19 protein-coding genes are annotated in these 23,124 nt (G+C 62.7%); 9 read left to right on the top strand and 10 right to left on the bottom strand.

The features are described 5' to 3' along the window. The first annotated feature begins 50 nt into the window (after positions 1-50). Positions 51-296 (top strand): hypothetical protein, encoded by a 246-nt coding sequence (locus tag NY023_RS03505; RefSeq protein WP_003256316.1) that lies wholly within the window; start codon positions 51-53, stop codon positions 294-296. A gap of 127 nt (positions 297-423) precedes the next feature. Here NY023_RS03505 and NY023_RS03500 read toward each other — a convergent pair whose 3' ends face one another. From NY023_RS03500 to NY023_RS03480, 5 genes are all read right to left on the bottom strand, one after another. Next, positions 424-1,041 (bottom strand): FKBP-type peptidyl-prolyl cis-trans isomerase, encoded by a 618-nt coding sequence (locus NY023_RS03500; protein ID WP_003256315.1) that lies wholly within the window; start codon positions 1,039-1,041, stop codon positions 424-426. Positions 1,042-1,126: 85 nt separating this feature from the next. Continuing rightward, positions 1,127-1,432 carry a DUF6482 family protein gene (locus NY023_RS03495; protein ID WP_013970818.1) on the bottom strand — a complete coding sequence of 102 codons (306 nt, stop codon included), beginning with the start codon at positions 1,430-1,432 and terminating at the stop codon, positions 1,127-1,129. Positions 1,433-1,590: 158 nt separating this feature from the next. Next, the gene (locus tag NY023_RS03490) at positions 1,591-2,079 is read right to left on the bottom strand and encodes a TIGR00645 family protein (RefSeq protein WP_003247486.1); all 489 of its coding nucleotides are present in this window, start codon (positions 2,077-2,079) and stop codon (positions 1,591-1,593) included. Between the two features lie 192 nt (positions 2,080-2,271). After that, positions 2,272-2,610, bottom strand: a complete 339-nt coding sequence (locus NY023_RS03485) for a hypothetical protein (RefSeq protein WP_003247487.1) — start codon at positions 2,608-2,610, stop codon at positions 2,272-2,274. Between the two features lie 161 nt (positions 2,611-2,771). Beyond that, positions 2,772-5,210: a Lon protease family protein gene (locus NY023_RS03480; RefSeq protein WP_013970817.1), complete on the bottom strand. Its 2,439-nt coding sequence runs from the start codon at positions 5,208-5,210 to the stop codon at positions 2,772-2,774. 253 nt (positions 5,211-5,463) lie between these two features. Between NY023_RS03480 and NY023_RS03475 the strand changes: the two genes are divergently transcribed. The 5 genes from NY023_RS03475 to NY023_RS03455 all read left to right on the top strand — a co-directional run bounded on the left by NY023_RS03475 (position 5,464) and on the right by NY023_RS03455 (position 10,426). Further along, positions 5,464-5,952: a DUF3015 domain-containing protein gene (locus tag NY023_RS03475; protein ID WP_003256313.1), complete on the top strand. Its 489-nt coding sequence runs from the start codon at positions 5,464-5,466 to the stop codon at positions 5,950-5,952. A 74-nt stretch (positions 5,953-6,026) separates the two neighbouring features. Then, on the top strand, positions 6,027-7,880 hold the full coding sequence (locus tag NY023_RS03470; RefSeq protein WP_038408669.1) for a DUF4105 domain-containing protein: 1,854 nt from the start codon (positions 6,027-6,029) through the stop codon (positions 7,878-7,880). A gap of 240 nt (positions 7,881-8,120) precedes the next feature. Beyond that, positions 8,121-8,477 carry a hypothetical protein gene (locus NY023_RS03465; protein ID WP_013970815.1) on the top strand — a complete coding sequence of 119 codons (357 nt, stop codon included), beginning with the start codon at positions 8,121-8,123 and terminating at the stop codon, positions 8,475-8,477. 67 nt (positions 8,478-8,544) lie between these two features. Then, positions 8,545-9,042, top strand: coding sequence for a GreA/GreB family elongation factor (locus tag NY023_RS03460; RefSeq protein ID WP_038408667.1), 498 nt, complete (start codon positions 8,545-8,547; stop codon positions 9,040-9,042). Positions 9,043-9,178: 136 nt separating this feature from the next. Next, on the top strand, positions 9,179-10,426 hold the full coding sequence (locus NY023_RS03455) for an IS256 family transposase (RefSeq protein ID WP_316927882.1): 1,248 nt from the start codon (positions 9,179-9,181) through the stop codon (positions 10,424-10,426). Between the two features lie 108 nt (positions 10,427-10,534). Here NY023_RS03455 and gdhA read toward each other — a convergent pair whose 3' ends face one another. The 3 genes from gdhA to NY023_RS03440 all read right to left on the bottom strand — a co-directional run bounded on the left by gdhA (position 10,535) and on the right by NY023_RS03440 (position 14,550). Next, positions 10,535-11,875, bottom strand: coding sequence for an NADP-specific glutamate dehydrogenase (gene gdhA / locus NY023_RS03450; protein ID WP_015268894.1), 1,341 nt, complete (start codon positions 11,873-11,875; stop codon positions 10,535-10,537). A gap of 315 nt (positions 11,876-12,190) precedes the next feature. Beyond that, a complete protein-coding gene (gene ettA / locus NY023_RS03445) occupies positions 12,191-13,858 on the bottom strand; it encodes an energy-dependent translational throttle protein EttA (protein WP_015268893.1) in 1,668 nt (555 codons plus the stop codon). A gap of 290 nt (positions 13,859-14,148) precedes the next feature. Further along, entirely contained in the window at positions 14,149-14,550 is a 402-nt protein-coding gene (locus tag NY023_RS03440) for a hypothetical protein (protein ID WP_024086234.1), read from the bottom strand. A 248-nt stretch (positions 14,551-14,798) separates the two neighbouring features. Between NY023_RS03440 and NY023_RS03435 the strand changes: the two genes are divergently transcribed. From NY023_RS03435 to NY023_RS03425, 3 genes are all read left to right on the top strand, one after another. Further along, positions 14,799-18,629, top strand: a complete 3,831-nt coding sequence (locus NY023_RS03435) for a bifunctional diguanylate cyclase/phosphodiesterase (protein ID WP_038408666.1) — start codon at positions 14,799-14,801, stop codon at positions 18,627-18,629. 196 nt (positions 18,630-18,825) lie between these two features. After that, positions 18,826-20,079 (top strand): serine hydroxymethyltransferase, encoded by a 1,254-nt coding sequence (gene glyA / locus NY023_RS03430; protein WP_003256308.1) that lies wholly within the window; start codon positions 18,826-18,828, stop codon positions 20,077-20,079. Positions 20,080-20,357: 278 nt separating this feature from the next. Further along, positions 20,358-21,311, top strand: coding sequence for an arsenic resistance protein (locus NY023_RS03425; protein ID WP_013970809.1), 954 nt, complete (start codon positions 20,358-20,360; stop codon positions 21,309-21,311). 23 nt (positions 21,312-21,334) lie between these two features. Here NY023_RS03425 and NY023_RS03420 read toward each other — a convergent pair whose 3' ends face one another. Both NY023_RS03420 and NY023_RS03415 read right to left on the bottom strand, forming a co-directional pair. After that, on the bottom strand, positions 21,335-21,658 hold the full coding sequence (locus NY023_RS03420) for a RidA family protein (RefSeq protein WP_013970808.1): 324 nt from the start codon (positions 21,656-21,658) through the stop codon (positions 21,335-21,337). A 44-nt stretch (positions 21,659-21,702) separates the two neighbouring features. Further along, on the bottom strand, positions 21,703-23,121 hold the full coding sequence (locus NY023_RS03415; protein ID WP_013970807.1) for an aldehyde dehydrogenase family protein: 1,419 nt from the start codon (positions 23,119-23,121) through the stop codon (positions 21,703-21,705). Between the last annotated feature and the right edge of the window lie 3 nt (positions 23,122-23,124).

Raw genomic sequence — 23,124 nt, 5'->3', positions numbered from 1 at the left:
CAGGTAATAAGAATTATTCTCATTGGGACTGCTATCCAAGGAGAATAGCCATGACTTATCTGATCGACGCCTGGCTGGACCGCCCTCACCCCTACCTGCGCATTCTTCATCGGGAAACCGGCGAAGTGTGCGCAGTGCTTGAAGAAGAAGCGCTCGACGAGCTGCGTGACCAGGGCGACCTGGACATGAGCGGGCTGAATTCGAGTGAACCGGGGGTACTCAAGGAGCTGGTGCGGAATCTGTTTCTGTTCTGCTATGCGCGGGCGTTGCGCCCCGGGGGGACAGACTGGAATTGAGGCTGGCAGGGCCGGCCTCTTCGCGGGTGAACCCGCTCCCACAGGGACTCCACAGCATTTGAATCCTGCGCTGTACCTGTGGGAGCGGGCTTGCCCGCGAATGGGCCGCAAAGCGGCCCCGAGGGCATTACAGAACGTCGAGCAGCTCGACGTCGAACACCAGCACGCTGTGCGGCGGGATGCTGCCAACGCCTTGGGCGCCGTAGGCCAGCTCGCTCGGCACGTACAGGCGCCATTTGCTGCCAGCGTTCATCAGCTGCAGGGCTTCGGTCCAGCCAGCGATCACACCACCTACCGGGAATTCAGCCGGCTGACCACGGTCGTAGGAGCTGTCGAACACAGTGCCGTCGATCAGGGTGCCGTGGTAGTGGGTGCGCACATTGTCTTCGCGGGTCGGCTTGGCGCCTTCACCTGCGGTCAGTACTTCGAACTGCAGGCCCGAAGCCAGGGTGGTGATGCCGTCACGCTTGGCGTTCTCGACCAGGAATGCCTTGCCAGCGGCAGCAGCGGCTTCAGCCTTGGCAGCTGCTTCGGCTTGCATCACTTCGCGGATCACCTTGAAGCTGGCCGACAGGTCGGCTTCGCTGACGCGGCTGTCGGCGCCGTTGAAGGCATCGGTCAGGCCAGCCAGGATGGCTTCCAGGCTGACGCCCGGTGGCGGGTTGTCGCGCAGCTGGCCGCCCAGCTGACGGCCGATGCCGTAGCTGACGCGCGTTTCGTCGGTGGACAGGTTGAGTTCGGACATTGTCGTGCTCCACTGCAGGGCGCAGTGAAGCCGCGCCCTTGATGAAAAGGGCGAGCAGCCTAGCACACTGGGGCGCTGCGAGCAGCTACCAGGCCGAGCGCTGGGAAATCGGCACCTTCAAGTCTTCTTCCGGGTGCGTGCCCATGCCGCACATTTCGTCCTGCACCGACCAGTGCACCAGGTTCATCGAGACCATGGGGATGGTTTGCAGCAACTTGCGTGCATCCTCCACCGAATGCACGCGCAAGCGTTCACCACGTGTGTCGGAGAGAGGATGGGGGTGGCCTTTGATCCGCGCTTCGAGCAGGTAGTCACCGCCTTCGATGGCGATCAGGTTCAGTTCGTCGACATGGCCAGCCCTGGCCTCGGTGTTGAGCTGATGCAGGTTCATGAGAGCACCTCGCGATGGGAACCACGCATGAGAGCTCATTTTTTGTACAGAAAGGGCGAATGCACAAGGCATGACTGACGCCGCTCGTCAGTTGGGCCGTGTCGGCCTCTTCGCGGGCTTGCCCGCTCCCACAGGGATTGCGAAGAGGCCTGAAAGGTTCAGTGCTTGGTCAGCTTGTCCAGATAACCCATGCAGAATGCCGAGACCACGAAGGTCATGTGGATGATCACGTACCACATCAGGTAATCGGTGGAGATGTTCTGTGCGTCCATGAACACCCGCAGCAGGTGGATGGACGAAATGGCCACAATCGATGCGGCAACCTTCATCTTCAGCGACGAAGAGTCCATCTTGCCCAGCCAGTTGAGCTTTTCCTTGCTCTCGTCGATGTCCAGTTGCGAGACGAAGTTCTCGTAGCCGGAGATCATCACCATCACCAGCAGGCCGCCCACCAGCGACATGTCGATCAGCGACAGGATCACCAGGATCAGGTCGGCTTCGCTGAGGGCGAAGACGTTGGGCAGGACGTGGACCACTTCCTGGAAGAATTTCAGCGCCAGGGCCAGCAGGCCGAGGGACAGGCCGAAGTAGATGGGGGCGAGCAGCCAGCGCGAGGCATACATCGCATTTTCGAGGATACGTTCCATGGAGTGTCGGGACTCATCAGGTGACTAAAAAAGCGACGGCGAGTATAGCCAGCCACCTGTTACAGCAAAAGCCCGGTGAACGGGGCTGCTTTGCAGCCCATCGCGACACAAGGCCGCTCCTACAAGAGATTGCTGTCCCTTGTAGGAGCGGCCTTGTGTCGCGATGGGCCGCAAAGCGGCCCCCTGCATCAATCAGGTCTCAGGATGAAACTGGTAATCCCCCAGATTCCGACACCGCTCACCGTTGATCCGCCGCAACTGCGCCTGCAAATGCAAACACCAGATCTGCGGATCCTCGGCCACCTGGTACCCATGCAAGGTCAAGCTGTCGACAATGGCATTGAGCACAGATTCGGCCACCAGCGGCCCATGGAACGGCCCTTGGGCCTTGATCGCGGACGGTTGTTCACCGGCCATGCCGGCGGCGAACAGCAGTGTCCACATGCCGTTATCCCCGGCCAGCGGACGGATGCTGCATTCGATGCGGGTCACCAGGCCCAGGCACTGGCGTGTGAGGCTGAGATTGCGCATGGCCGCGCCCCCTCCAAAAAGCCTTGTTCAGCCTGAACCTCAGGCTGTTTCCATCCTGAACGCTGTTACCGTCCTTAAGTTCCAGCATAGAAGAACGGTACAGAAAGATGGAAAACCGGCGCTGAACGGTAGCACATCGCCGCCAGCGCCGGTTTCTTGACTCAGGCTGGCTTGGCCTGGGCAATCACCTCTTCCAGGCGCTCTTTCTCCGCCTTCTCGATTTCTTCCTCGCTGATCATCTCGGCAATCTCACGCAGGCGCTCCACCACCCGCGCGTTGACGCTGCCTTCGGTGAACTGGCCCTTGTCATCCAGCACACCGGCCTCCTCGCCTACCAGCAGGCTCAACGCCTCGTCGGCCTGGCTGACCGCGTACACGTGGAACATGCCGTTCTCCACTGCCTGCAGCACACGCTCGTCGAGCATCAGCGTGGCAACGTTGGCACGCGGGATGATCACCCCCTGCTCGCCGGTCAGGCCACGCGCCTCGCACAAGCGGAAGAAGCCTTCGATCTTCTCGTTGACCCCACCCACCGCCTGCACTTCACCAAACTGGTTGATCGAGCCGGTAATGGCGAAGCACTGCTTGAGCGGCGTGCGCGACAAGGCCGAGATCAGCGTGCAGGCTTCGCCCAGCGAGGCACTGTCACCGTCCACATAGCCGTAGGACTGTTCCAGGGCGATACTCGCCGAGATCGCCAGCGGGAACTCCTGGGCATAGCGGCTGCCCAGGTAGCCGGTGAGGATCATCACACCCTTGGAGTGGATCGGCTGCCCGAGGTTTACCTCACGCTCGATGTCGACGATACCGCTGCCGCCCGGGTACACGGTGGCGGAGATACGCGCCGGCATACCGAACGCCGAATCACCCACTTCCAGCACGGTCAGGCCGTTGCACTTGCCGATGGCCGCGCCTTCGGTGTCGATCAGGATGATGCCGGCGAGCATGTCGTCCAGCACCCGCTGCGAAACACGCCCGGTGCGGGTGGCCTTGGCCTTGAGCGCACGCTCGATGTGCCCGGCGTCGGTCATTTCGTCACTGGCCAGCTGGCGGATGAAATCGGCTTCGCTGACCAGCTGGAACAGGTCGCCGATACGTGCCGACAGGCGCGACTGGTTTTCTGCCAGGCGGGCGCTGTAGGTGGCCAGACGCGCCACCGCGTCACTGGTCAGTGGCGCCATGCCCTCTTCGTTGGTGCGGGTGCGCAACAGCTGGGCGAACTGCTCCAGGTTCTCGTCGACCATGGGCATGTCTTCGTCGAAGTCCACCAGCACCCGGAACATTTCCTGGAAGTCCGGGTCGTGGTCCTGCAGCGCGTAGTAAAGCTGGCGCGAACCGATGATAACCAGCTTGATGTTCAGCGGGATCATCTGCGGCGTCAGGCTAACGGTGGCCACCCGCCCCAGCTCGCCCAGTGGCGACTCCATCTTCAACTTGCGCGACTGCAGCGCACGCTTGAGCGCGTCCCAGACGAACGGCTCGCCCAACATCTTCTCGGCTTCCAGAATCAGGAAGCCGCCGTTGGCGCGGTGTAGCGCGCCTGGGCGCAGCTGACGGTAAGAGGTGTACAGCGCACCCTGGTCGGTGCTGTATTCGATACGGCCAAACAGGTTGTCGTAGGTCGGGTGCGGCTCGAACACCACCGGCGCACCGCCATCGGCGTGGTGGCCGACCACCAGGCTTGGGGCGTACTGCTCTTCCAGCAGCTTGCGCGCGGCCGCGTCGGTCTTGCTGTCATCGACCAGTTGCTCGACCACGGTACGCAGCAGGTTCAGCTGCACAGACTGCAGGTAGGCGCAGACCGCAGCGTTCTCGGCGTACTTCTCCGACAGCGGCGCCAGCAACGGCTGCAGGGCCAGGGTGATGGTTTCTTCGTTGAGCTGGCGCAGCTGGTTGTTCGACTCGCGTTTCCATTGCGGCAGGCTGGCCAGCTCTTCGTTCAGGCGTTCCTCGAGCAGGGCGATATCCTCGTGGAACTGCTCGCGCACCTCTTCCGGCAACTGGGCGAATTCGGCTTCATCCAGCGCCTTGCCGTCGGCCATCGGGGTGAAGGCGACGTTGCTGGCGTCACGGTACAGGGCCACGTCCTTTTCCAGCGAGGCGCGCTCGATCACATCCAGGGCGCGGTCGTAACGCTGGTTGAAGGCGCGGTCGATGGCGCCTTTCTTCTGCTGGTAGGACGGGTGCTCGAATACCGCAGGGAAGGTCGACAACAGGTTGTCGATCAGCCCGTTCATGTCGGCAATGAACGCCCCGGCGGTGCCGGACGGCAATTCCAGTGCGCGGGGTTCGCGCGTGTCATCGAAGTGGTTGACGTAAACCCAGTCGGCCGGGGTCTGCTGACGCTTGCCCTCGGCCTTGAGGTAGCGCTTGACGAACGAGAAGCGGCCGGTGCCGGGCTCGCCCATCACGTAAACGTTGTAACCAGGGCGCGGCATGGCCACGCCAAACTGCAGGGCCTCGACAGCACGCTCCTGGCCCAGGACTCCGCGAAACGGCTCCAGATCGTCGGTATTGGTAAAGGCAAACTGCTCGGGGGAGAAACGCCGGGTCAGGGCTTCAGGCGCGAGACGCAGGCGCGCAGCGACAGGATCGGGCATTGGGTTTCCTTACTTCGGCGGGGCAGATAGGCAGCATTCTGGCGCTGCCCGCGCGCGCCTTGCAAGGCTCCGCAGGACTTTATGTCGCAGCCGGTGCGGGTCATGCAACAGCAAATTTTTCGCAATCAACAACGCAACTCTTAGATCGTGCCTAAACTCCAAGCTGCGCGGGTGGGTGAAAAGCTTTCCCGACCTGGCAACCGAGTTGCCAGAAACCCTGACCCTTGGTTAAGTCAAATAGAGAACAAATGCTATGAAACGGATTCTTCTGGGTACTCTGTTCACCGTGGTCTCGATCAATGCCATGGCCGAAGCGCCAGGCGGCCCGAACTGCGGCTGGGGCAACATGCTGTTCGAAGGCCAGCGCGGCACTCCGGCACACTTCCTGGCTTCCACCACCAACGGCACCTCCGGTAACGCCACCTTCGGCATGACCTCCGGCACCAACGGTTGCTCGACCAAAGCGTCGCTGACCTACGGCGGCAAGTCCTGGTTCGCCATGAACGGCATGATGAATGAGCTTTCCGAAGACATGGCCATGGGCCAGGGCGAAGCACTGACCACCTATGCCGTGGTTCTCGGCGTGGCCCCTGAAGACCGTGGCTACTTCGCATCGGTCACCCATCAGCACTTCAACCAGATCTTCAGCAGCGCCGACGTCACTGCCGAAACCGTCCACAGCAACACCCTGGCTGTTCTGAAGAACGACCCACGCCTGGCCAAATACGCAACCGAGGCCTGAGTGCAGCTCCTCCCGCCCCGGCCCCGGGGCGGGTTTCGCCTTTTTTCGGCATCGTTAAGAAGTAGTTGCCCGACATGCTCAAACGCTTCGTATCTCTGGCGCTGTGTGCCTGCGCCCCTGTTCATGCCGCGCCTGTGCTGGACCAAGGCCGTGTCCAGCAACTGGCCAACACCCCTTACTGGATTGCCCTGGGCCATTACGAAACCGCCAAGCTGGGTGGTTGGCGCAGCTACGTGGATGATGATGCGTTCTTCCTTGCCGAGGACGGCGCGCACCACCCCGACCAAGAGCTGCAAGCCACGGTCGAAGCGCTGTACGCCCCGGCCAGCCTCGGTGACAAACATGCCCAGTGCGTATTCCCGGCGCGCACCCGCTGGCTGCGCGAACAGCTCGACCTGCAAGACTTGCCGCAACCTGACTGCCAGGAGTTCACCACCTGGTACCAGTCGATCGACCCACACAGTGCGGCGCTGATCTTCCCGGCGGCCTACCTGAACAGCCCGTCATCGATGTTCGGCCACACCTTGCTGCGCATCGACCAGTCCAACACCCGCAGCGACGACACCACGCTGCTGAGCTACGCAATCAACTTCGGCGCCTACATCGAAGGCAGCGACAACAGCATCCTGTATGCCTGGAAGGGCCTGATGGGTGGCTACCCGGGCCTGTTCGCGCTGATGCCCTACCAGGAGAAACTGTCCGAATACCGCAGCCTGGAAAACCGCGACCTGTGGGAATACCAACTGGACCTGACCCCGGAAGAAACCGGGCGCATGGTCGAACATGTGTGGGAGCTGAAGCAGATCCAGTTCGACTACTTCTTCTTCGATGAGAACTGCTCGTACCGCCTGCTGGAGCTGCTGCAGGTGGCCCGGCCGGGCCTTGACCTGACCTCGCAGTTCCCGCTGACCGCCATCCCGACCGACACGGTGAAAGCCGTGAAGCAGTCCGGCATGGTCGCCAGCGAGACGTACCGCCCCTCTCGCGAACGTGAACTGCTGGCCCGGGCCGAGCCGCTCGATCACGACGAAAAGCGCCAGGTGCTGGCTGTAAGTGCCGACACCGGGCAACTGCAGAGCCCCGAATTCAAGGCCCTCCCCCGCCAGCGCCAGGCGCTGGTGCAGGACGCCGCGTACCGCCTGGAGCGTTACCGTGCCAATGGCCAGGAGCGCGACCCTGGGCAGGCGAAACGCAGCTTCGAACTGCTGCGGGCAATCAACAGCAACCCGCCCCCGCCCCTGCAGATCGAGCGCCCAGGCCTGCCCGAGGACGGCCATGACTCGCGCACCTGGCAGCTGGGCGTAGGCACCCGCGAAGACCGCGCCTACGCCGAGTACGGCCTGCGGATGGCCTACCACGACCTGAATGACAACGCCTATGGCTTCCCGCTGGGGGCGCAGATCGAGATCCTGCAGCTGAAGCTGCGCCAGTACGAAGGCAATGACTGGCAGGTGCAGCGCCTGGACCTGGCCACCATCCGCTCGCTGACACCGCGCAACGAGCTGCTCAAGCCCTGGTCATGGCAGGTGGCCGGCGGGCTGGAGCGCGTGCCGGGCAAGCATGATGACGAAGTGCTGGTAAGCCATGTGAACGGCGGGGCCGGCGGCACCTGGCAACTGGCCGACGGGTTGCTGGGCTTTGCCCTGGGCACGCTGCGGGTCGAGCACCACAATGATTTTGCCCAGTTCATCGCCCCGGCGGCGGGCTTCAATGGCGGGCTGCTGTGGCGCAACGGGCTGGGCAACATGACGCTGGAGGCCAAGGGCGATTATTTCACCAATGGCGAAGTACGGCGCAGTGTGAGCCTTAACCAGCAATGGGAGATCAGCCAGAACCTGGGCCTGCGGTTGAGTGCTTCGCGAGAGTTCAGCCACCTGGCTACGGCGCAGAACGAGGTGATGCTGGAGTTGAAGTGGTATCACTACTGAAGCGGACTTTGTGGGAGCGGCCTTGCGTCGCGAAAGGGGTGCGAAGCGCCCCCAGATTGTTGCACTCATGCAGAATTGCCGGGGCCGCTTTGCGGCCCTTTCGCGACGCAAGGCCGCTCCCACAAATGACCGCATCAAGGCTGACCTGTGTGAACCAACCGACTCTTTGACACTGTTTTAACGGCTCCCCGACAAATCGCCACCTAGACTTTCCAGTATCAACCGGAGGGTTTTGTGGTTATGTCGCGGTACTGGTTCGGCGTGTGCATGGCGTTGTTGCTGTCTGGTTGCGAAACCACCCACGAGCAGATGGTCCACCAGGGTTATCCCCCCGCCTATGCCGATGGCTTCCAGGACGGCTGCAGCAGCGGCCGACAGGCGGCAGGGCTGATGGTCGGCGCTTTTCGCAAGGACGTGCCGCGCTACCTGCACGAGCGCCAGTACGAAAGCGGCTGGGACGACGGCTTTCGCCAGTGCCACGCCATGCAGAACAGCGAAGAACAGCGCCAGTACCACGAGCGCTTCTGGGACCAGCGCGAGCGCGACTGGGAGCAGGAAAAGGACCGCGACGCCGCACGCGCCTATCGCCACAACTGAGTCGCAAACGGACATCCCTTGAAACCGGCGGCCTGCGATGATGGTCTCCTGCAAAAGGAGGCCACGCATGAGCCGAGCATTCGTCAACGAAGACCAGGCCGCCGCCCAGGCTGATCAGCCGGTCGAGCGACGGGTCAGCGAACAACCCAACTACGTGACCGCCAGTGGCCTGCGCCAACTGCAGGAGCGCGTGACCGAGCTGAATGCCCTGCGCAGCGAACTGCAGGCACAAGTTGAACGTGGCGACAAGCAGCGGCTGGCGGATACCGAACGGGACCTGCGCTACTTCAGCGCGCGAGTGCAAAGCGCCCAGGTTGTGCCGGCGGCGACGTCGCGCAGCAAGGTGCAGATTGGCAGCCGGGTGCGGTTTGTCGATGCGCAGGACCAGGAACATGTGGTGCGGCTGGTGGGCGAGGATGAGGCGGATGCCGGGCGGGGGTTGATAAACTGGGGTTCGCCGTTGGGGCGGGCTTTGCTCGGGGCGGGGCCTGGGGATGAAGTGGTCTGGCGGCGGCCGGTGGGGGAGCAGGTGATCGAAGTGGTTGAGGTTTTTGGTGAAGATTGAGGACCTGGGGGCTGCTTTGCAGCCCATCGCGACACAAGGCCGCTCCCACAGGAGTACGCAATTCCCTGTGGGAGCGGCCTTGTGGAGGGTGTCAGAAATTTTGTGTTCGGGCATAACATGAGTAAGAGGTGCATGTATGCCAACCAAAAAGAAACCCCTGCGTGACCTGCCCAAAATCCCCAAAGAGCTGCTGGAGCAGTTCGGTGAGGGTTTGATGACCGCAGAAGCTATCGAGGATGCCTCTGCGGCGTTCAAAAAGGCCCTGATTGAGCGAGCTCTGCATGCCGAGCTCGGCCACCACCTGGGTTATCCGCCGGGCGCGCAGCGCCTAGAGGATGAAACCAACCAGCGTAACGGTAAGAGTGGCAAGACGGTTTTGACCGGCGATGGCCCTCTTCGTTTGGAAATTCCCCGAGATCGAGACGGCAGCTTTGCACCCATTCTGATCCCTAAGCACGAGCGGCGGTACACCGGCTTCGATGACAAGATCATCGCCATGTACGCCCGAGGCATGACGGTCAGAGAGATCCGAGCCTTTCTGTCCGAGCAGTATGGAACCGACGTTTCGCCCGATTTCATCAGCTCTGTGACAGATGAGGTCATGGAGGAGATTGGCGCGTGGCAACAGCGACCACTGGAGCCGATGTACCCGGTCATTTTCTTCGATGCGCTGCGGGTGAATATTCGCGAAGAAGGCCTGGTGCGCAACAAGGCCATTTACCTGGCACTGGGCGTTCTACCCGACGGGACGCGCGATATCTTGGGCATCTGGATCGAGAACACCGAGGGTGCGAAGTTCTGGATGAAGGTCTTTAACGATCTCAAGACGCGTGGTGTCGAAGATGTGCTGATTGCCGTGACCGATGGTCTCAAAGGCATGCCAGAGGCCCTCAGCGCCGTGTTTCCAGAGACGACGCTGCAGACGTGCATCGTGCACCTGATCCGCAACAGCCTCGACTTCGCGGCCTGGGACAAGCGGCGGGCTCTGGCCAAGGAGCTGAAGCCGATTTACCAAGCCATCAATGCTGAAGCGGCTGAGCAAGCACTCGATGAATTTGAAAGCGGGCCGTGGGGCGAGAAATATCCAACGGTGGTGGCTGCCTGGAGACGCGCCTGGGATCGAGTGATTCCATTTTTCGTCTTCCCTCCGGCCATCAGGAAGGTGATTTACACTACCAACGCCATCGAGAGCATCAACGCCCAACTACGCAAGGTCATCAAGACTCGCGGGCATTTCCCGAATGATGACGCAGCGACCAAACTGATTTGGCTGGGATTGCGCAACATAACAGCCAATTGGGGAAAACCGGCCCATGATTGGAAAAGCGCGATGAATCAATTTGCGATTCTGTACGGAGATCGGTTCATCAGGCCAACCTGGTGAAAATCAGGGCCTGCCTGGCGGCAGGCCATTACCGGCCCGAACACAAAAAAACTGACAGTCCCGCCTTGTGTCGCGAAAGGGCCGCAAAGCGGCCCCAACGGCCTCAGATCAAACCACGCCCTGCGCCAACATCGCATCAGCCACTTTCACGAAGCCCGCGATGTTCGCACCTTTGACATAGTTGATGCTGCCATCCGCCTCTTCACCGTAATGCACGCAAGCATGGTGAATCGACTGCATGATGTTGTGCAGCTTGCTGTCCACCTCACCGGCAGTCCACAGCAGGCGCATGGCGTTCTGCGACATCTCCAGGCCCGACACGGCCACGCCGCCGGCGTTGGAGGCCTTGCCCGGGGCGTACAGGATGCCGGCCTCCAGGAAGATATCCACAGCCTCCAGGGTAGTCGGCATGTTGGCGCCTTCGGCCACGCAGATGCAGCCATTGCGCAGCAAGGTGCGGGCGTCTTCGGCGTCCAGTTCGTTCTGCGTGGCACACGGCAGGGCGATGTCGCACGGCAGGCTCCACGGGGTCTGGCCCTTGCGGAACTCCAGGCCGAACTGCGCGGCCAGTTCGCTGATGCGGCCACGCTTGACGTTCTTCAGCTCCATCACCGCATCCCACTGGGCATCGGTCAGGCCGGCTTCGGCGTACAGGGTGCCTTCGGAGTCGGACAGCGAAATCACCTTGCCGCCCAGGTCCATGACCTTGCGCGCGGCATACTGGGCCACGTTACCCGAACCGGAAATCGCCACGCGGCAGCCATCGATACGCTTGTCCTGGCGCTTGAGCATTTCCTCGGCGAAGTACACGCAGCCGTAGCCGGTGGCTTCCGGACGGATCAGGCTGCCGCCGTAGGTCATGCCCTTGCCGGTCAGCACCGAAGTGAACTGGTTGGCCAGGCGCTTGTACTGGCCGAACATGAAGCCGATTTCGCGGGCACCCACGCCGATGTCACCGGCCGGGACGTCCAGGTCAGCGCCAATGTGGCGGTACAGCTCGCTCATGAACGCCTGGCAGAAACGCATGACTTCGGCGTCGCTCTTGCCTTTGGGGTCGAAGTCCGAGCCGCCTTTGCCGCCGCCCATGGGCAGCGAGGTGAGAGAGTTCTTGAACACCTGCTCGAAGGCCAGGAACTTCAGCACGCCCAGGTTGACCGACGGGTGGAAGCGCAGGCCGCCCTTGTACGGGCCGATGGCGCTGCTCATCTGGATGCGGTAGCCGCGGTTGACCTGCACCTTGCCCTGGTCATCGACCCAGGACACACGGAACAGTACGGCGCGCTCGGGCTCGACCATGCGCTCCAGAATGCCGGCCTGCAGGTAATGCGGGTTGGCCTCGAGGAATGGCCAAAGGCTGCGCAGCACTTCTTCCACAGCCTGGTGGAATTCAGGTTGGGCCGGATCGCGTTGCTTCAGGCGCGCGAGGAAATTGTCGACAGATTCGATCATGGTAGACATCTCACCAAGAGGATTGGACTTATTGGTTTTTTTCAGGAATGTACCAAGAAGCAATCGCACCGGAATAGGGCGAAATGTCGTTTTTTTGAAATTATTTGGTGCGTTTTATATAAGTGTATACAAATTCGCTATCAGTGTTGGCCTCTTCGCGGGTAAACCCGCTCCCACAGAGGAGCTGCGCAAGCCCGAGAGCTATGGGCATCCCTGTGGGAGCGGGTTTACCCGCGAAGAAGCCAACACCACTTTCCAGCCGAGCACAAAAATGGGGCCTCGAAGGGCCCCATTCTTGTGCATCAGAACACCGGCTTACTGGGCCAGCTTCTTGTGCCGTACACGGTGCGGCTGGGCAGCAGCATCGCCCAGGCGCTTCTTGCGGTCGGCTTCGTACTCGGTGTAGTTACCCTCGAAGAACACCACGTTCGAGTCGTCTTCGTACGCCAGGATGTGGGTAGCCACACGGTCCAGGAACCAACGGTCGTGGGAGATCACGATCGCCGCGCCCGGGAAGTCCAGCAGGGCTTCTTCCAGCGAACGCAGGGTTTCGACGTCGAGGTCGTTGGACGGTTCGTCGAGCAGCAGGACGTTACCGCCCTCCTTCAAGGTCAGGGCCAGGTGCAGGCGGCCACGCTCACCACCGGACAGGTCCTTGACGAACTTCTGCTGGTCGCCACCCTTGAAGTTGAAGCGGCCCACATAGGTACGCGACGGGATCTCGTAGTTGCCGATGCGGATCATGTCAGAGCCGTCGGAAACCTGCTGGAACACGGTCTTGCCGCCGTCCAGGTCTTCGCGGCTCTGGTCGACGCAGGCCAGCTGCACGGTTTCACCGATCTCGATGCTGCCCGAGTCCGGCTGTTCCTTGCCCATCAGCATGCGGAACAGGGTCGACTTACCGGCACCGTTACCACCGATCACACCGACGATGGCGCCTTTAGGCATGGAGAACGACAGGTTGTCGATCAGCACGCGGTCGCCGTAGCCCTTGGTGACGTTCTTGAACTCGATGACCTTGTCGCCCAGGCGCGGACCGGCCGGGATGTAGATCTCGTTGGTTTCGCTGCGCTTCTGGAATTCCTGCGACTGCATTTCTTCAAAGCGCTGCAGACGTGCCTTGGACTTGGACTGGCGGGCCTTGGCGCCTTTGCGCACCCACTCCAGTTCCTCTTTCATGGCCTTTTCGTGGGCGCTCTGCTGCTTGGATTCCTGCGCCAGACGCTCGGACTTGGCTTCCAGCCAGCCCGAGTAGTTGCCTTCGTACGGGATACCGGCGCCGCGGTCCAGTTCCAGGATCCAGCCAGCGACGTTGTCGAGGAAGTAACGGTCGTGGGTAATGGCTACCACGGTGCCCGGGAAGTCGTGCAGGAAGCGCTCCAGCCAGGCCACCGAGTCGGCGTCCAGGTGGTTGGTCGGTTCGTCGAGCAGCAGCATGTCGGGGGCCGACAGCAGCAGGCGGCACAGGGCCACGCGGCGCTTCTCACCACCGGACAGGTGCTCGATGCGTGCATCCCAGGCCGGCAGACGCAGGGCGTCGGCGGCAACGTCCAGCTGGCGCTCCAGGTTGTGGCCGTCAGCGGCCTGCAGGATGGCTTCCAGCTTGGCCTGCTCGGCGGCCAGCTTGTCGAAGTCGGCATCCGGTTCGGCGTAGGCAGCATAGACCTCGTCCAGGCGTGCCTGGGCGTCCTTGATCACGCTGACCGCTTCCTCGACCACTTCGCGCACCGACTTGTTCGGGTCCAGTTGCGGTTCCTGTGGCAGGTAGCCAACGTTGATGTCGGGCATCGGACGGGCTTCGCCGTCGAATTCCTTGTCGACGCCCGCCATGATCCGCAGCAGGGTCGATTTACCCGCGCCGTTCAGGCCGAGCACGCCGATCTTGGCGCCCGGGAAGAACGACAGGGAAATGTTCTTGAGAATTTCCCGCTTCGGCGGCACGACCTTGCTCAGCCGATGCATGGTGTAGACGTATTGAGCCAAAACCAAGCCCTCTAATCAGATAGGTAAAGACATCGACGATCGCCCCGGCGCGCTGGCCAGGGGGATGTATTTACGGGGTGTCATTGAACAAAGTCGACCATTCTACGCCAACGCGCGGCGTTGCATAGGAGGGGCGGATGGTGGGGGTGGGATCGGGGGGAATCTATTGCCTGTGCTGGCCTCTTCGCGGCTAAAGCCGCTCCCAGAGGTACTGCACAGTTCTCGAAGGCAGTGATAATCCCTGTGGGAGCGGCTTTAGCCGCGAAAGGGCCGGTATAGCTGCAGATGACTCAGACGTGACGCTGCTTGGCCTTGCCCCGAGGCAAGCGGCAACGGTCGCCCTGCTCGGCCAGGCGCGCGGCCCAGGCGGACTTCACGCTGAAGCCACCGCTACGAGCCGGCTGCTGCTCAGCAGCTTTGGCCGGTTTGGCGGCCGCAGGCACGCTGACAACCTTGGCCGCCGGCTTGACCTCGGCCACGGTAACAGCCGGCTCAACTGCCGCCTTGGCGGTCTTGCGCAGTTCGGCCAGTGATGGGCTCTTGCTCTTGGCGACAGCTGCCGCCTCGGGTTTGCTCAGCGAACGCTGGCAAGACTTGCAGGATACGTCCTCGGTCACGGCAGTGCTGACAAGGGTCTGACTGCTGCGCCCGCAGGCGGAATCGAGGCCATTGGAGGAAAAGTGAGTAACCAAAACCGAACATCTCCGATGCGTTGTCATTTGAAGCGGGCGCTATTCTCGCACAGGTTGCAGGGGCTTGCCGAACCACCGGGCAGGCACCACCGGTCACATCGGCTGGCACTTTGCCATAATCCTAGGCATGCTAGCCCGTTTCGGGTGTCCGGCCTTATAGTGCGCCACCGCGGTCTGGCAACCAGACACCGGCACACACCGTGCATGATCCATCCCTGCCATCGCCAGCCCAATCGCAGGATCAACGCTTGACCAATCTTACTCATCCGTCGTCATTGCGTTCCGCGCCACAGGCGCCCGTCGCCTCGCTGCGCGGGTCGATCAAGGGTGCGCTGGCGCTGCTGGCCCTGATCCTGCTGGGCCTGCTGCTGTGGCAGCTGTTCGCCCAGTTCAACCATACCCAGGCTGACCTGCGCAAACAGAGCCTGGACGCCACCGCCGAACTGGCCGACCACCTGAGCCTGAACATGGCCCTCAAGGCGCAACAGGCCGTGAATGTGGTGCAGCCCTACGTCAAGGCGCCGACGCCCTCGGCCTTGCCCAGCCTGCTGGGCACCCTTCGCGAGCGCCTCCCGGCCCTGCAGAGCATGGCCTGGCTGGACGCTACCGGCCAGGTGCAGGCCGACAGCCTGGCCGGCAGCCCCGACCGCCATTTGCTTGACGAGCTGCTTAGGCTGAACCAGGGCAGCCCGTACTTCTTCACCAATTCGGGCGACAACCGCACCGTCTACCTATTGCTACGCCAGGCCACCGAACAAGGCCGCGGCTACTGGCTGCTGCGCCTGTCGCCGGACTACTACCGCACCCTCACCCTCCACCTGGATGGTGCCGGCCACCCGCTGTGGCTGTTGGAAAACAGCCGCAACGGCGAGGTACTGCAAAGCCATGCGCCGGCCGTTACCAGCAACGAACCGCTGCAAAGCGTGATGCTGGCTTTCATCGACAACAGTACCTGGCAGTTGCGCGGCCTGTTCGACGCCAAGCTGGCCCAACAGAAGCTGCTGCCGGCGCTGCTCGGCAAATGCCTGCTGGTGCTGTTCTGCGCCCTGCTGCCGATGCTGGCCCTGGTCAACATGCGCCGCCGCCAACGGGCGCTGCAGGACGACCGCCGGCGCTATCAGGAAATTTTCGAAGGCACCGGCGTGGCCTTGTGTGTGCTCGACCTGTCCAGCCTGCCCGGCCAACTCGACCGTTACCACCTGCGCAACCGTGCCGCGCTCAAACACAGCCTGGCCCTGGACCCCAACCTGCGCCGCTCGCTGCTGCTGGAGCTGAAGATCACCGAGATCAACCAGGTGGCCCGCCAACTGTTGAACATCGACAGCCACGAAGGTGCCTGGCAGCGCCTGATCGATGGCACTGGCGATGGCCGCGACAGCATCGGCATGCAACTGATCGACGCGCTGATCGAGCAGCGCCCGCTGCTGGAGCTGGAGGTGCGCCTGCCGGCGCCGCTGGGTGGCGAGTTGCACCTGTGGCTGATGGCCCGCCTGCCGCAGCAGCGCCGCGACTGCCAGGCGGTCATCCTCAGCATCAGCGACATCACCAGCCGCAAGCAGGTGGAGCTGTCGCTGCTGGAGCGTGAGAGCTTCTGGTCGGACGTGGTGCGCACGGTGCCCGACCAGTTGTATGTGCAGGACGTGCTCAGCCAGCGCATGATCTTCAGTAACCGCCACCTCGGCCAGACCCTGGGCTACGACCGTACCGAGCTGGCGCATATGGGCGAGCGCTTCTGGGAGCTGCTGCTGCACCCCGAGGATGCCACGCACTACCAGGCGCTGCGCCAGCAACAGCGCGACAGCGGCCATGACCAGCCGCTGCACTGCCAGCTGCGTTTCCGCCACCGTGATGGCGGCTGGCGCTGCTACGACATCCGCGAACAAGTGCTGACCCGTGACGCCGACGGCCTGGTGACACGCATCATCGGCGTGGGTAAGGACGTGACGGTGCAGATCGAGGCCAGCCAGTCGCTGCGCGACAGCGAACAGCGCTACCGCATGCTCGCCGAAAGCATCAGCGACGTGATCTTCTCTACCGACAGGCTGCTCCAGCTCAACTACGTAAGCCCCTCGGTGCAAAGCGTGCTGGGCTACCAGGCCGACTGGATCTTCGCCAACGGCTGGCAGTCGATCATCGCCAACCCGTCCCAGCTCACCGGCATCTATAGCCTGATGGAGCGCGTCAGCAAGGCCATGGGCGACCCGGCCCAGCTTGCCCAGCTACGCAGCCAGCTGCCCACCCAGCTGTTCCTTTTCGACTGCCTGCGCGCCGATGGCCGCAAGATCCCCATCGAACTGCGCCTGGTGCTGGTGTGGGACGATGAAGAGCGCTTCGAAGGCGTGCTCGGGGTTGGCCGCGACATCAGCCAGCAACGCCGTGCCGAGAAAGACCTGCGCATGGCCGCGACGGTATTCGAGCACTCCACCTCGGCCATCCTCATCACCGACCCGGCGGGCTATATCGTCCAGGCCAACGAAGCGTTCAGCCGCGTCAGTGGCTACGCCGTCAGCGAGGTGCTCGACCAGTTGCCGGGCATGCTTACCGTCGACGAGCAGCAGGAAGGCCACCTGCGCTACGTGGTGAAGCAGCTTTACCAGCGCGGCAGCTGGGAGGGCGAAATGTGGCTCAAGCGCCGCGACGGCGACCACTACCCGGCCTGGGTCGGCATTACCGCAGTGCTGGACGACGAAGGCGACCTGGCCAGCTACGTGTGTTTCTTCACCGACATCAGCGAGCGCAAGGCCAGCGAACAGCGCATCCACCGCCTGGCCTACTACGACGCCCTCACCCACCTGCCCAACCGCACGTTGTTCCAGGACCGTCTGTACAACGCCCTGCAGCAGGCCGAGCGGCAAAAGGCCTGGGTGGTGCTGATGTTCCTCGACCTGGACCGCTTCAAGCCGATCAACGACTCCCTCGGCCACGCTGCCGGCGACCGCATGCTCAAGGACATGGCCCAGCGCCTGCTGGCCTGTGTGGACAACGACGACACCGTGGCGCGCATGGGCGGCGACGAGTTCACCCTGCTGCTGCAACCGCGCGCTACCCGTGAAATGGCACTCAACCGCGCCATCCACGTGGCCGAGAACATCCTCGGCAGCCTGGTGCGGCCGTTCGTGCTGGAAAACCGCGAGTTCTTCGTTACCGCAAGTATCGGCATCGCCCTCAGCCCGCAGGACGGCAGCGAGCTGAGCCAGCTGATGAAAAACGCCGACACCGCCATGTACCACGCCAAGGAGCGCGGCAAGAACAACTTCCAGTTCTACCAGGCGGAGATGAACGCCAGCGCTCTGGAACGCCTGGAGCTGGAGAGCGACCTGCGCCATGCCATGGAGCAGAACGAGTTCATCCTCTACTACCAGCCGCAGTTCAGTGGCGACGGCAAGCGCCTGACCGGCGCAGAAGCCCTGCTGCGCTGGCGCCACCCGACCCGCGGCCTGGTCCCGCCGGGCGAATTCATCCCGGTGATCGAAGAACTGGGCCTGGTGGTGGACGTGGGCGACTGGGTGCTGCGCGAGGCCAGCCGCCAGCTCAAGGCCTGGCACAAGGCCAAGGTGCGCGTGCCCAAGGTGTCGGTGAACATCTCGGCGCGGCAGTTCTCCGACGGCCAGCTGGGCACGCGCATCGCCACCATTCTGGAAGAAACCGGCCTGCCACCGGCGTGCCTGGAGCTGGAGCTGACCGAAAGCATCCTGATGCGCGAAGTGAACGAAGCCATGCAGATTCTCGCCAGCCTGAAAAACCTCGGCCTGAGCATCGCGGTGGACGACTTCGGCACCGGTTACTCGTCGCTGAACTACCTCAAGCAGTTCCCGATCGATGTGTTGAAGATCGACCGCACCTTCGTCGACGGCCTGCCTGAAGGCGAGCAGGATGCGCAGATTGCCCGAGCGATCATCGCCATGGCCCACAGCCTCAACCTGGCGGTGATCGCCGAAGGGGTGGAGACCCACGAGCAGCTGGAGTTCCTGCGCGAGCATGGTTGCGACGAGGTGCAGGGCTACCTGTTCGGGCGGCCGATGCCGGCGCATCAGTTCGAGGCGCAGTTCGCCAACGAGAAGCTCTTCATGTTCCATTGAGCAGTTGCCGGCGATGGGGCGCACAGCGCCCCAAAAAACGGACCTGCGAGTCAACTCCAGTTCCCGCCCAGCCCAGAAACGGCGCGGGATGCAACGTGAAGCCCATTGGTCCGCGACTTGATGCCACTTCATATGCCAGCCGCGGATCAATCGGTTAGAATGCCCCCCCAATTCACCCCGATCCTTGAGGACCGCCATGTTCAGCCGTGATTTGACCATTGCCAAGTACGACGCCGAGCTCTTCGAAGCCATGCAGCAAGAAGCTCTGCGCCAGGAAGAGCATATCGAGCTGATCGCTTCGGAAAACTACACCAGCCCGGCAGTCATGGAGGCCCAGGGCTCGGTCCTGACCAACAAGTACGCCGAAGGCTACCCAGGCAAGCGCTACTACGGTGGTTGCGAGTACGTCGACGTCGTCGAGCAGCTGGCCATCGACCGTGCCAAGGAACTGTTCGGCGCCGACTACGCCAACGTCCAGCCGCACGCCGGCTCCCAGGCCAACGCCGCCGTCTACCTGGCCCTGCTGTCGGCCGGTGACACCATCCTGGGCATGAGCCTGGCCCACGGTGGCCACCTGACCCACGGTGCTTCGGTAAGCTCCTCGGGCAAGCTGTACAACGCCATCCAGTACGGCATCGACAGCAACGGCCTGATCGACTATGACGAAGTCGAGCGCCTGGCTGTCGAGCACAAGCCGAAGATGATCGTTGCCGGCTTCTCGGCCTACTCGCAGGTGCTGGACTTCGCCCGCTTCCGCGCCATCGCCGACAAGGTCGGTGCCTACCTGTTCGTCGACATGGCCCACGTTGCCGGCCTGGTTGCCGCTGGCGTGTACCCGAACCCTGTTCCGTTCGCCGACGTGGTCACCACCACCACCCACAAGACCCTGCGCGGCCCGCGCGGCGGCCTGATCCTCGCTCGCAAGAACGAAGAGATCGAGAAGAAGCTGAACTCCGCCGTCTTCCCTGGCGCCCAGGGTGGCCCGCTGGAGCACGTCATCGCTGCCAAGGCCATCTGCTTCAAGGAAGCCCTGCAGCCTGAGTTCAAGGCTTACCAGCAGCAGGTCGTGAAGAACGCCCAGGCCATGGCCAGCGTGTTCATCGAGCGTGGTTTCGACGTGGTTTCCGGTGGCACCCAGAACCACCTGTTCCTGCTGTCGCTGATCAAGCAGGAAATCTCCGGCAAGGACGCTGACGCCGCCCTGGGCAAAGCCTTCATTACCGTCAACAAGAACTCGGTACCGAACGACCCACGTTCCCCGTTCGTCACCTCGGGCCTGCGTTTCGGCACCCCAGCCGTTACCACCCGTGGTTTCAAGGAAGCCGAGTGCCGCGAGCTGGCTGGCTGGATCTGCGACATCCTGGCTGACCTGAACAACGAAGCGGTTATCGACGCCGTGCGTGAAAAGGTCAAGGCCATCTGCAAGAAGCTGCCGGTTTACGGCAACTGATTGGCGATTGCCTGACAGGAAAAAGCCCGGCCTAGTGCCGGGCTTTTTCGTTTGACTCAGGCGGCATGACTTGAAGTCGATGCGGTCAATGTGGGAGCGGCCTTGTGTCGCGAAAGGGGCGCGCAGCGGCCCCACGATTGCACCTTCACCATCGAGATCGCCGGGACCGCTTCGCGGTCCTTTCGCGACACAAGGCCGCTCCCACAAAAAACCGCGCCCCCTACTGGCAGCAGGTATTACCCTGTGCCTCCTCCATACCACCGAGCACAGGCCCTACATTGACCAGAGAGCAACTTGAAACCCACCAGGTCCCGATCTATTTCGTCGCCGTGCTCGCCGCCGTCACGTTCGGCCTGCTGACAAGCGACACTGCACAGCTTCTGGAGGCGCTGGTCACACCCGCCATCGCCGTGCTGATGTACGCGATGTTCCTGCAGATCCCCTTCCTCGACTTGCGCCAGGGTCTGGGCAACCGCCGCTTCACTTCCGCCCTGCTGCTGGCCAACTTCGTCCTCGTGCCGCTACTGGTATGGGCCATCACCCGCGGGCTGGTCGAGCACCCGGCGATCCTCATCGGCGCGCTGCTGGTGTTGCTGACACCGTGCATCGATTACGTGGTGGTTTTCACCCACATCGGCAAAGGCGACTCCCGCCTGACCCTGGCCGCCACCCCGGTGCTGCTGTTGGTACAACTGGCAATGCTGCCGCTCTACCTGGCCCTGATGCTGGGTGACAACAGCAGCGTGGCCATTTCCATCACCCCGTTCGTGGAAGCCTTCGTGCTACTGATCGTGCTGCCGATGGTCCTCGCCGTACTCACCAGCGCCGGCGCCCGTCGCTCGCGCACGGTCTCGGCCTGGAACGATGCCTGGGCGTGGATGCCGGTACCGGCCATGGCCTTGGTGCTGGTGGTAGTGATCGCCTCGCAGATTGCCGTGGTGCTGCGTGATTTCGACCGCTTGCTGCCGGTGATTCCGGTGTACATCGGCTTCATGCTGCTGGCGCCTGCGCTGGGCATATTATCGGCGAGGCTGCTGCGCTTGCCGGCCACCGAAGCACGCTCGGTAACCTTCAGCGCCGCCACGCGCAATTCGCTGGTAGTGCTGCCGCTGGCGCTGGCGTTGCCGGAAGACATGCGCGGTTTGGCGGCGGCAGCTGTGATTACGCAGACATTGGTGGAACTGCTAGGCGAACTGGTCTACGTAAAGGCGATACCCCGGTTTGTGCGCTGACCCGGGGCGTCAGCCGCTTTGGGTCAGGAGCGCTCAGGGCACACGGCAAACACCTGTACCTCGACCAGGTAACCCTCTCCCAAGTCTGCGCCTACGCAAGCCCGTACTGGTTTCGGACAACCCTGCAACCAGGCGTCGTACACCACATTGACCAGGTCGAAGTGGCTGTAGTCGGCAATCCATAACTGAACCCGGGTCAAATGTTCCTTGCCGACGTTGGCCTCAGCCATCAGCCCATCGATCGTACTCAACGCCTGGCGCAACTGCCCCTGCACATCCTGCTGCAGGTCGTCCGCGACCACGCCAGCCGTTTCGAACAGGCCCCTGTAGCTCACCGCCAGCGACATCCGTTCGCCTTGTCCATACCGTTCGATCATCAAGATTCCTCCTATTAGCCCATCTGGTTGAGGCAGACGACTTTGGGCTGAGTCATGTCCTCGTAGGCGAACCGCACCCCCTCGCGCCCAAGGCTCCCATATTTGGAGCCACCGAATGGCATGGCATCGAAGCGGTAGTCGGACGAGTCGTTGATCATCACGCCGCCCGCCTCGATACGCCGTGCCAGGCTCAACGCCAAGGACAGGTCTCGGGTAAACACACCAGCGTGCAAGCTGTACTCCGGGGCATTGGCCAGCGCAATGGCCTGCTCGATATCCTCGAAGGGCGCCAGCATCACCACCGGTGCGAACACCTCTTCACGCCACAGCCGGCTGGCGTGGTCAACACCCTCCAGCACTGTCGGCGAATAGGTCGCCCCCTGGCGCTTGTGGCCACAGAGCAGGCGAGCGCCGCCTTGAAGGGCCTGGTTCACGCGCTCTTCAATCTGCCGGGCCGAGCCTTCGGTGATCATCGGCCCCATGTCGGTTTCGCGCAGGCCAGGATCACCCACCACCATCGCCTGGGTCAAGGCAACGAAGCGCTGGCGGAACGCCTCATAGATCGAAGCGTCCACCAGGATGCGCTGGGTGCCGATGCAGTTCTGCCCGGCCGCCCAGAATGCGCCTGACACACAAGACTCGACAGTGGCCTCGAGGTCGCAGTCCTTCAGTACCAGCACCGGGGCGTTGCCACCCAGGTCCATGGCCAGTTTTTTCAGGCCCGCCCCCCGGGCAATCTGTTCGCCCGTGGCGAAGCCGCCTGTGAAGGAAATCATCCGCACTTCACGCACAGCCACCAGGGCCTTGCCCAGTTCGGCACCGCCAGTGGCCACGGTGACGACGGCCTCTGGCAGCCCCGCGTCGACCAGGTACTGCACCAGCTTCAAGGCAGAAAGCGGGGCCAGCTCCGAGGGTTTGAGAATGACCGCATTGCCCCCGGCAATCGCTGGCCCCAACTTGTGCGCCACCAGGTTGAGCGGGTCGTTGTACGGCGTGATGGCCAGGATCAGCCCCAGCGGCTCGCGTGTGAACCAGCCCTGACGCGATTCGGAGCCTTCGTAGGCATCGAACGGCACCACCTCGCCGGCATTGCGCCGCGCTTCCTCGGCAGACAGCTTGAGCGTGTTGATGCAGCGTTTCACCTCCTTCTCGGCCTGACGCAGAGTCTTGCCCGCTTCGTCGACAATCAGGCCGGCAAAATCGGCTGCATCGCGCTCTATCAGCCGGGCCGCCTGCTCCAGGATGCTCGCGCGACGGTGCCGAGGCAGCGCAGCACTTTCGTGCACGCCCTGCCGAGCACGCACGAGCAGACCTGGCACGGCATCGGCAGCAAGGTTGGCGACGCTGCCGACCAGGTTACCGTCGAACGGGCTGTAGACATCGATCAAGGCGGGTTGCTGGACGGCTACCCGGGACACGGAAGTCAGGCTCATGAA

The sequence above is a fragment of the Pseudomonas sp. NBB genome (assembly GCF_032701105.1).
GTDB lineage: Bacteria > Pseudomonadota > Gammaproteobacteria > Pseudomonadales > Pseudomonadaceae > Aquipseudomonas > Aquipseudomonas asiatica.
Note: the sequence above shows the minus strand (reverse complement) of the source record. Positions and strands in the feature narration are given on the sequence as shown.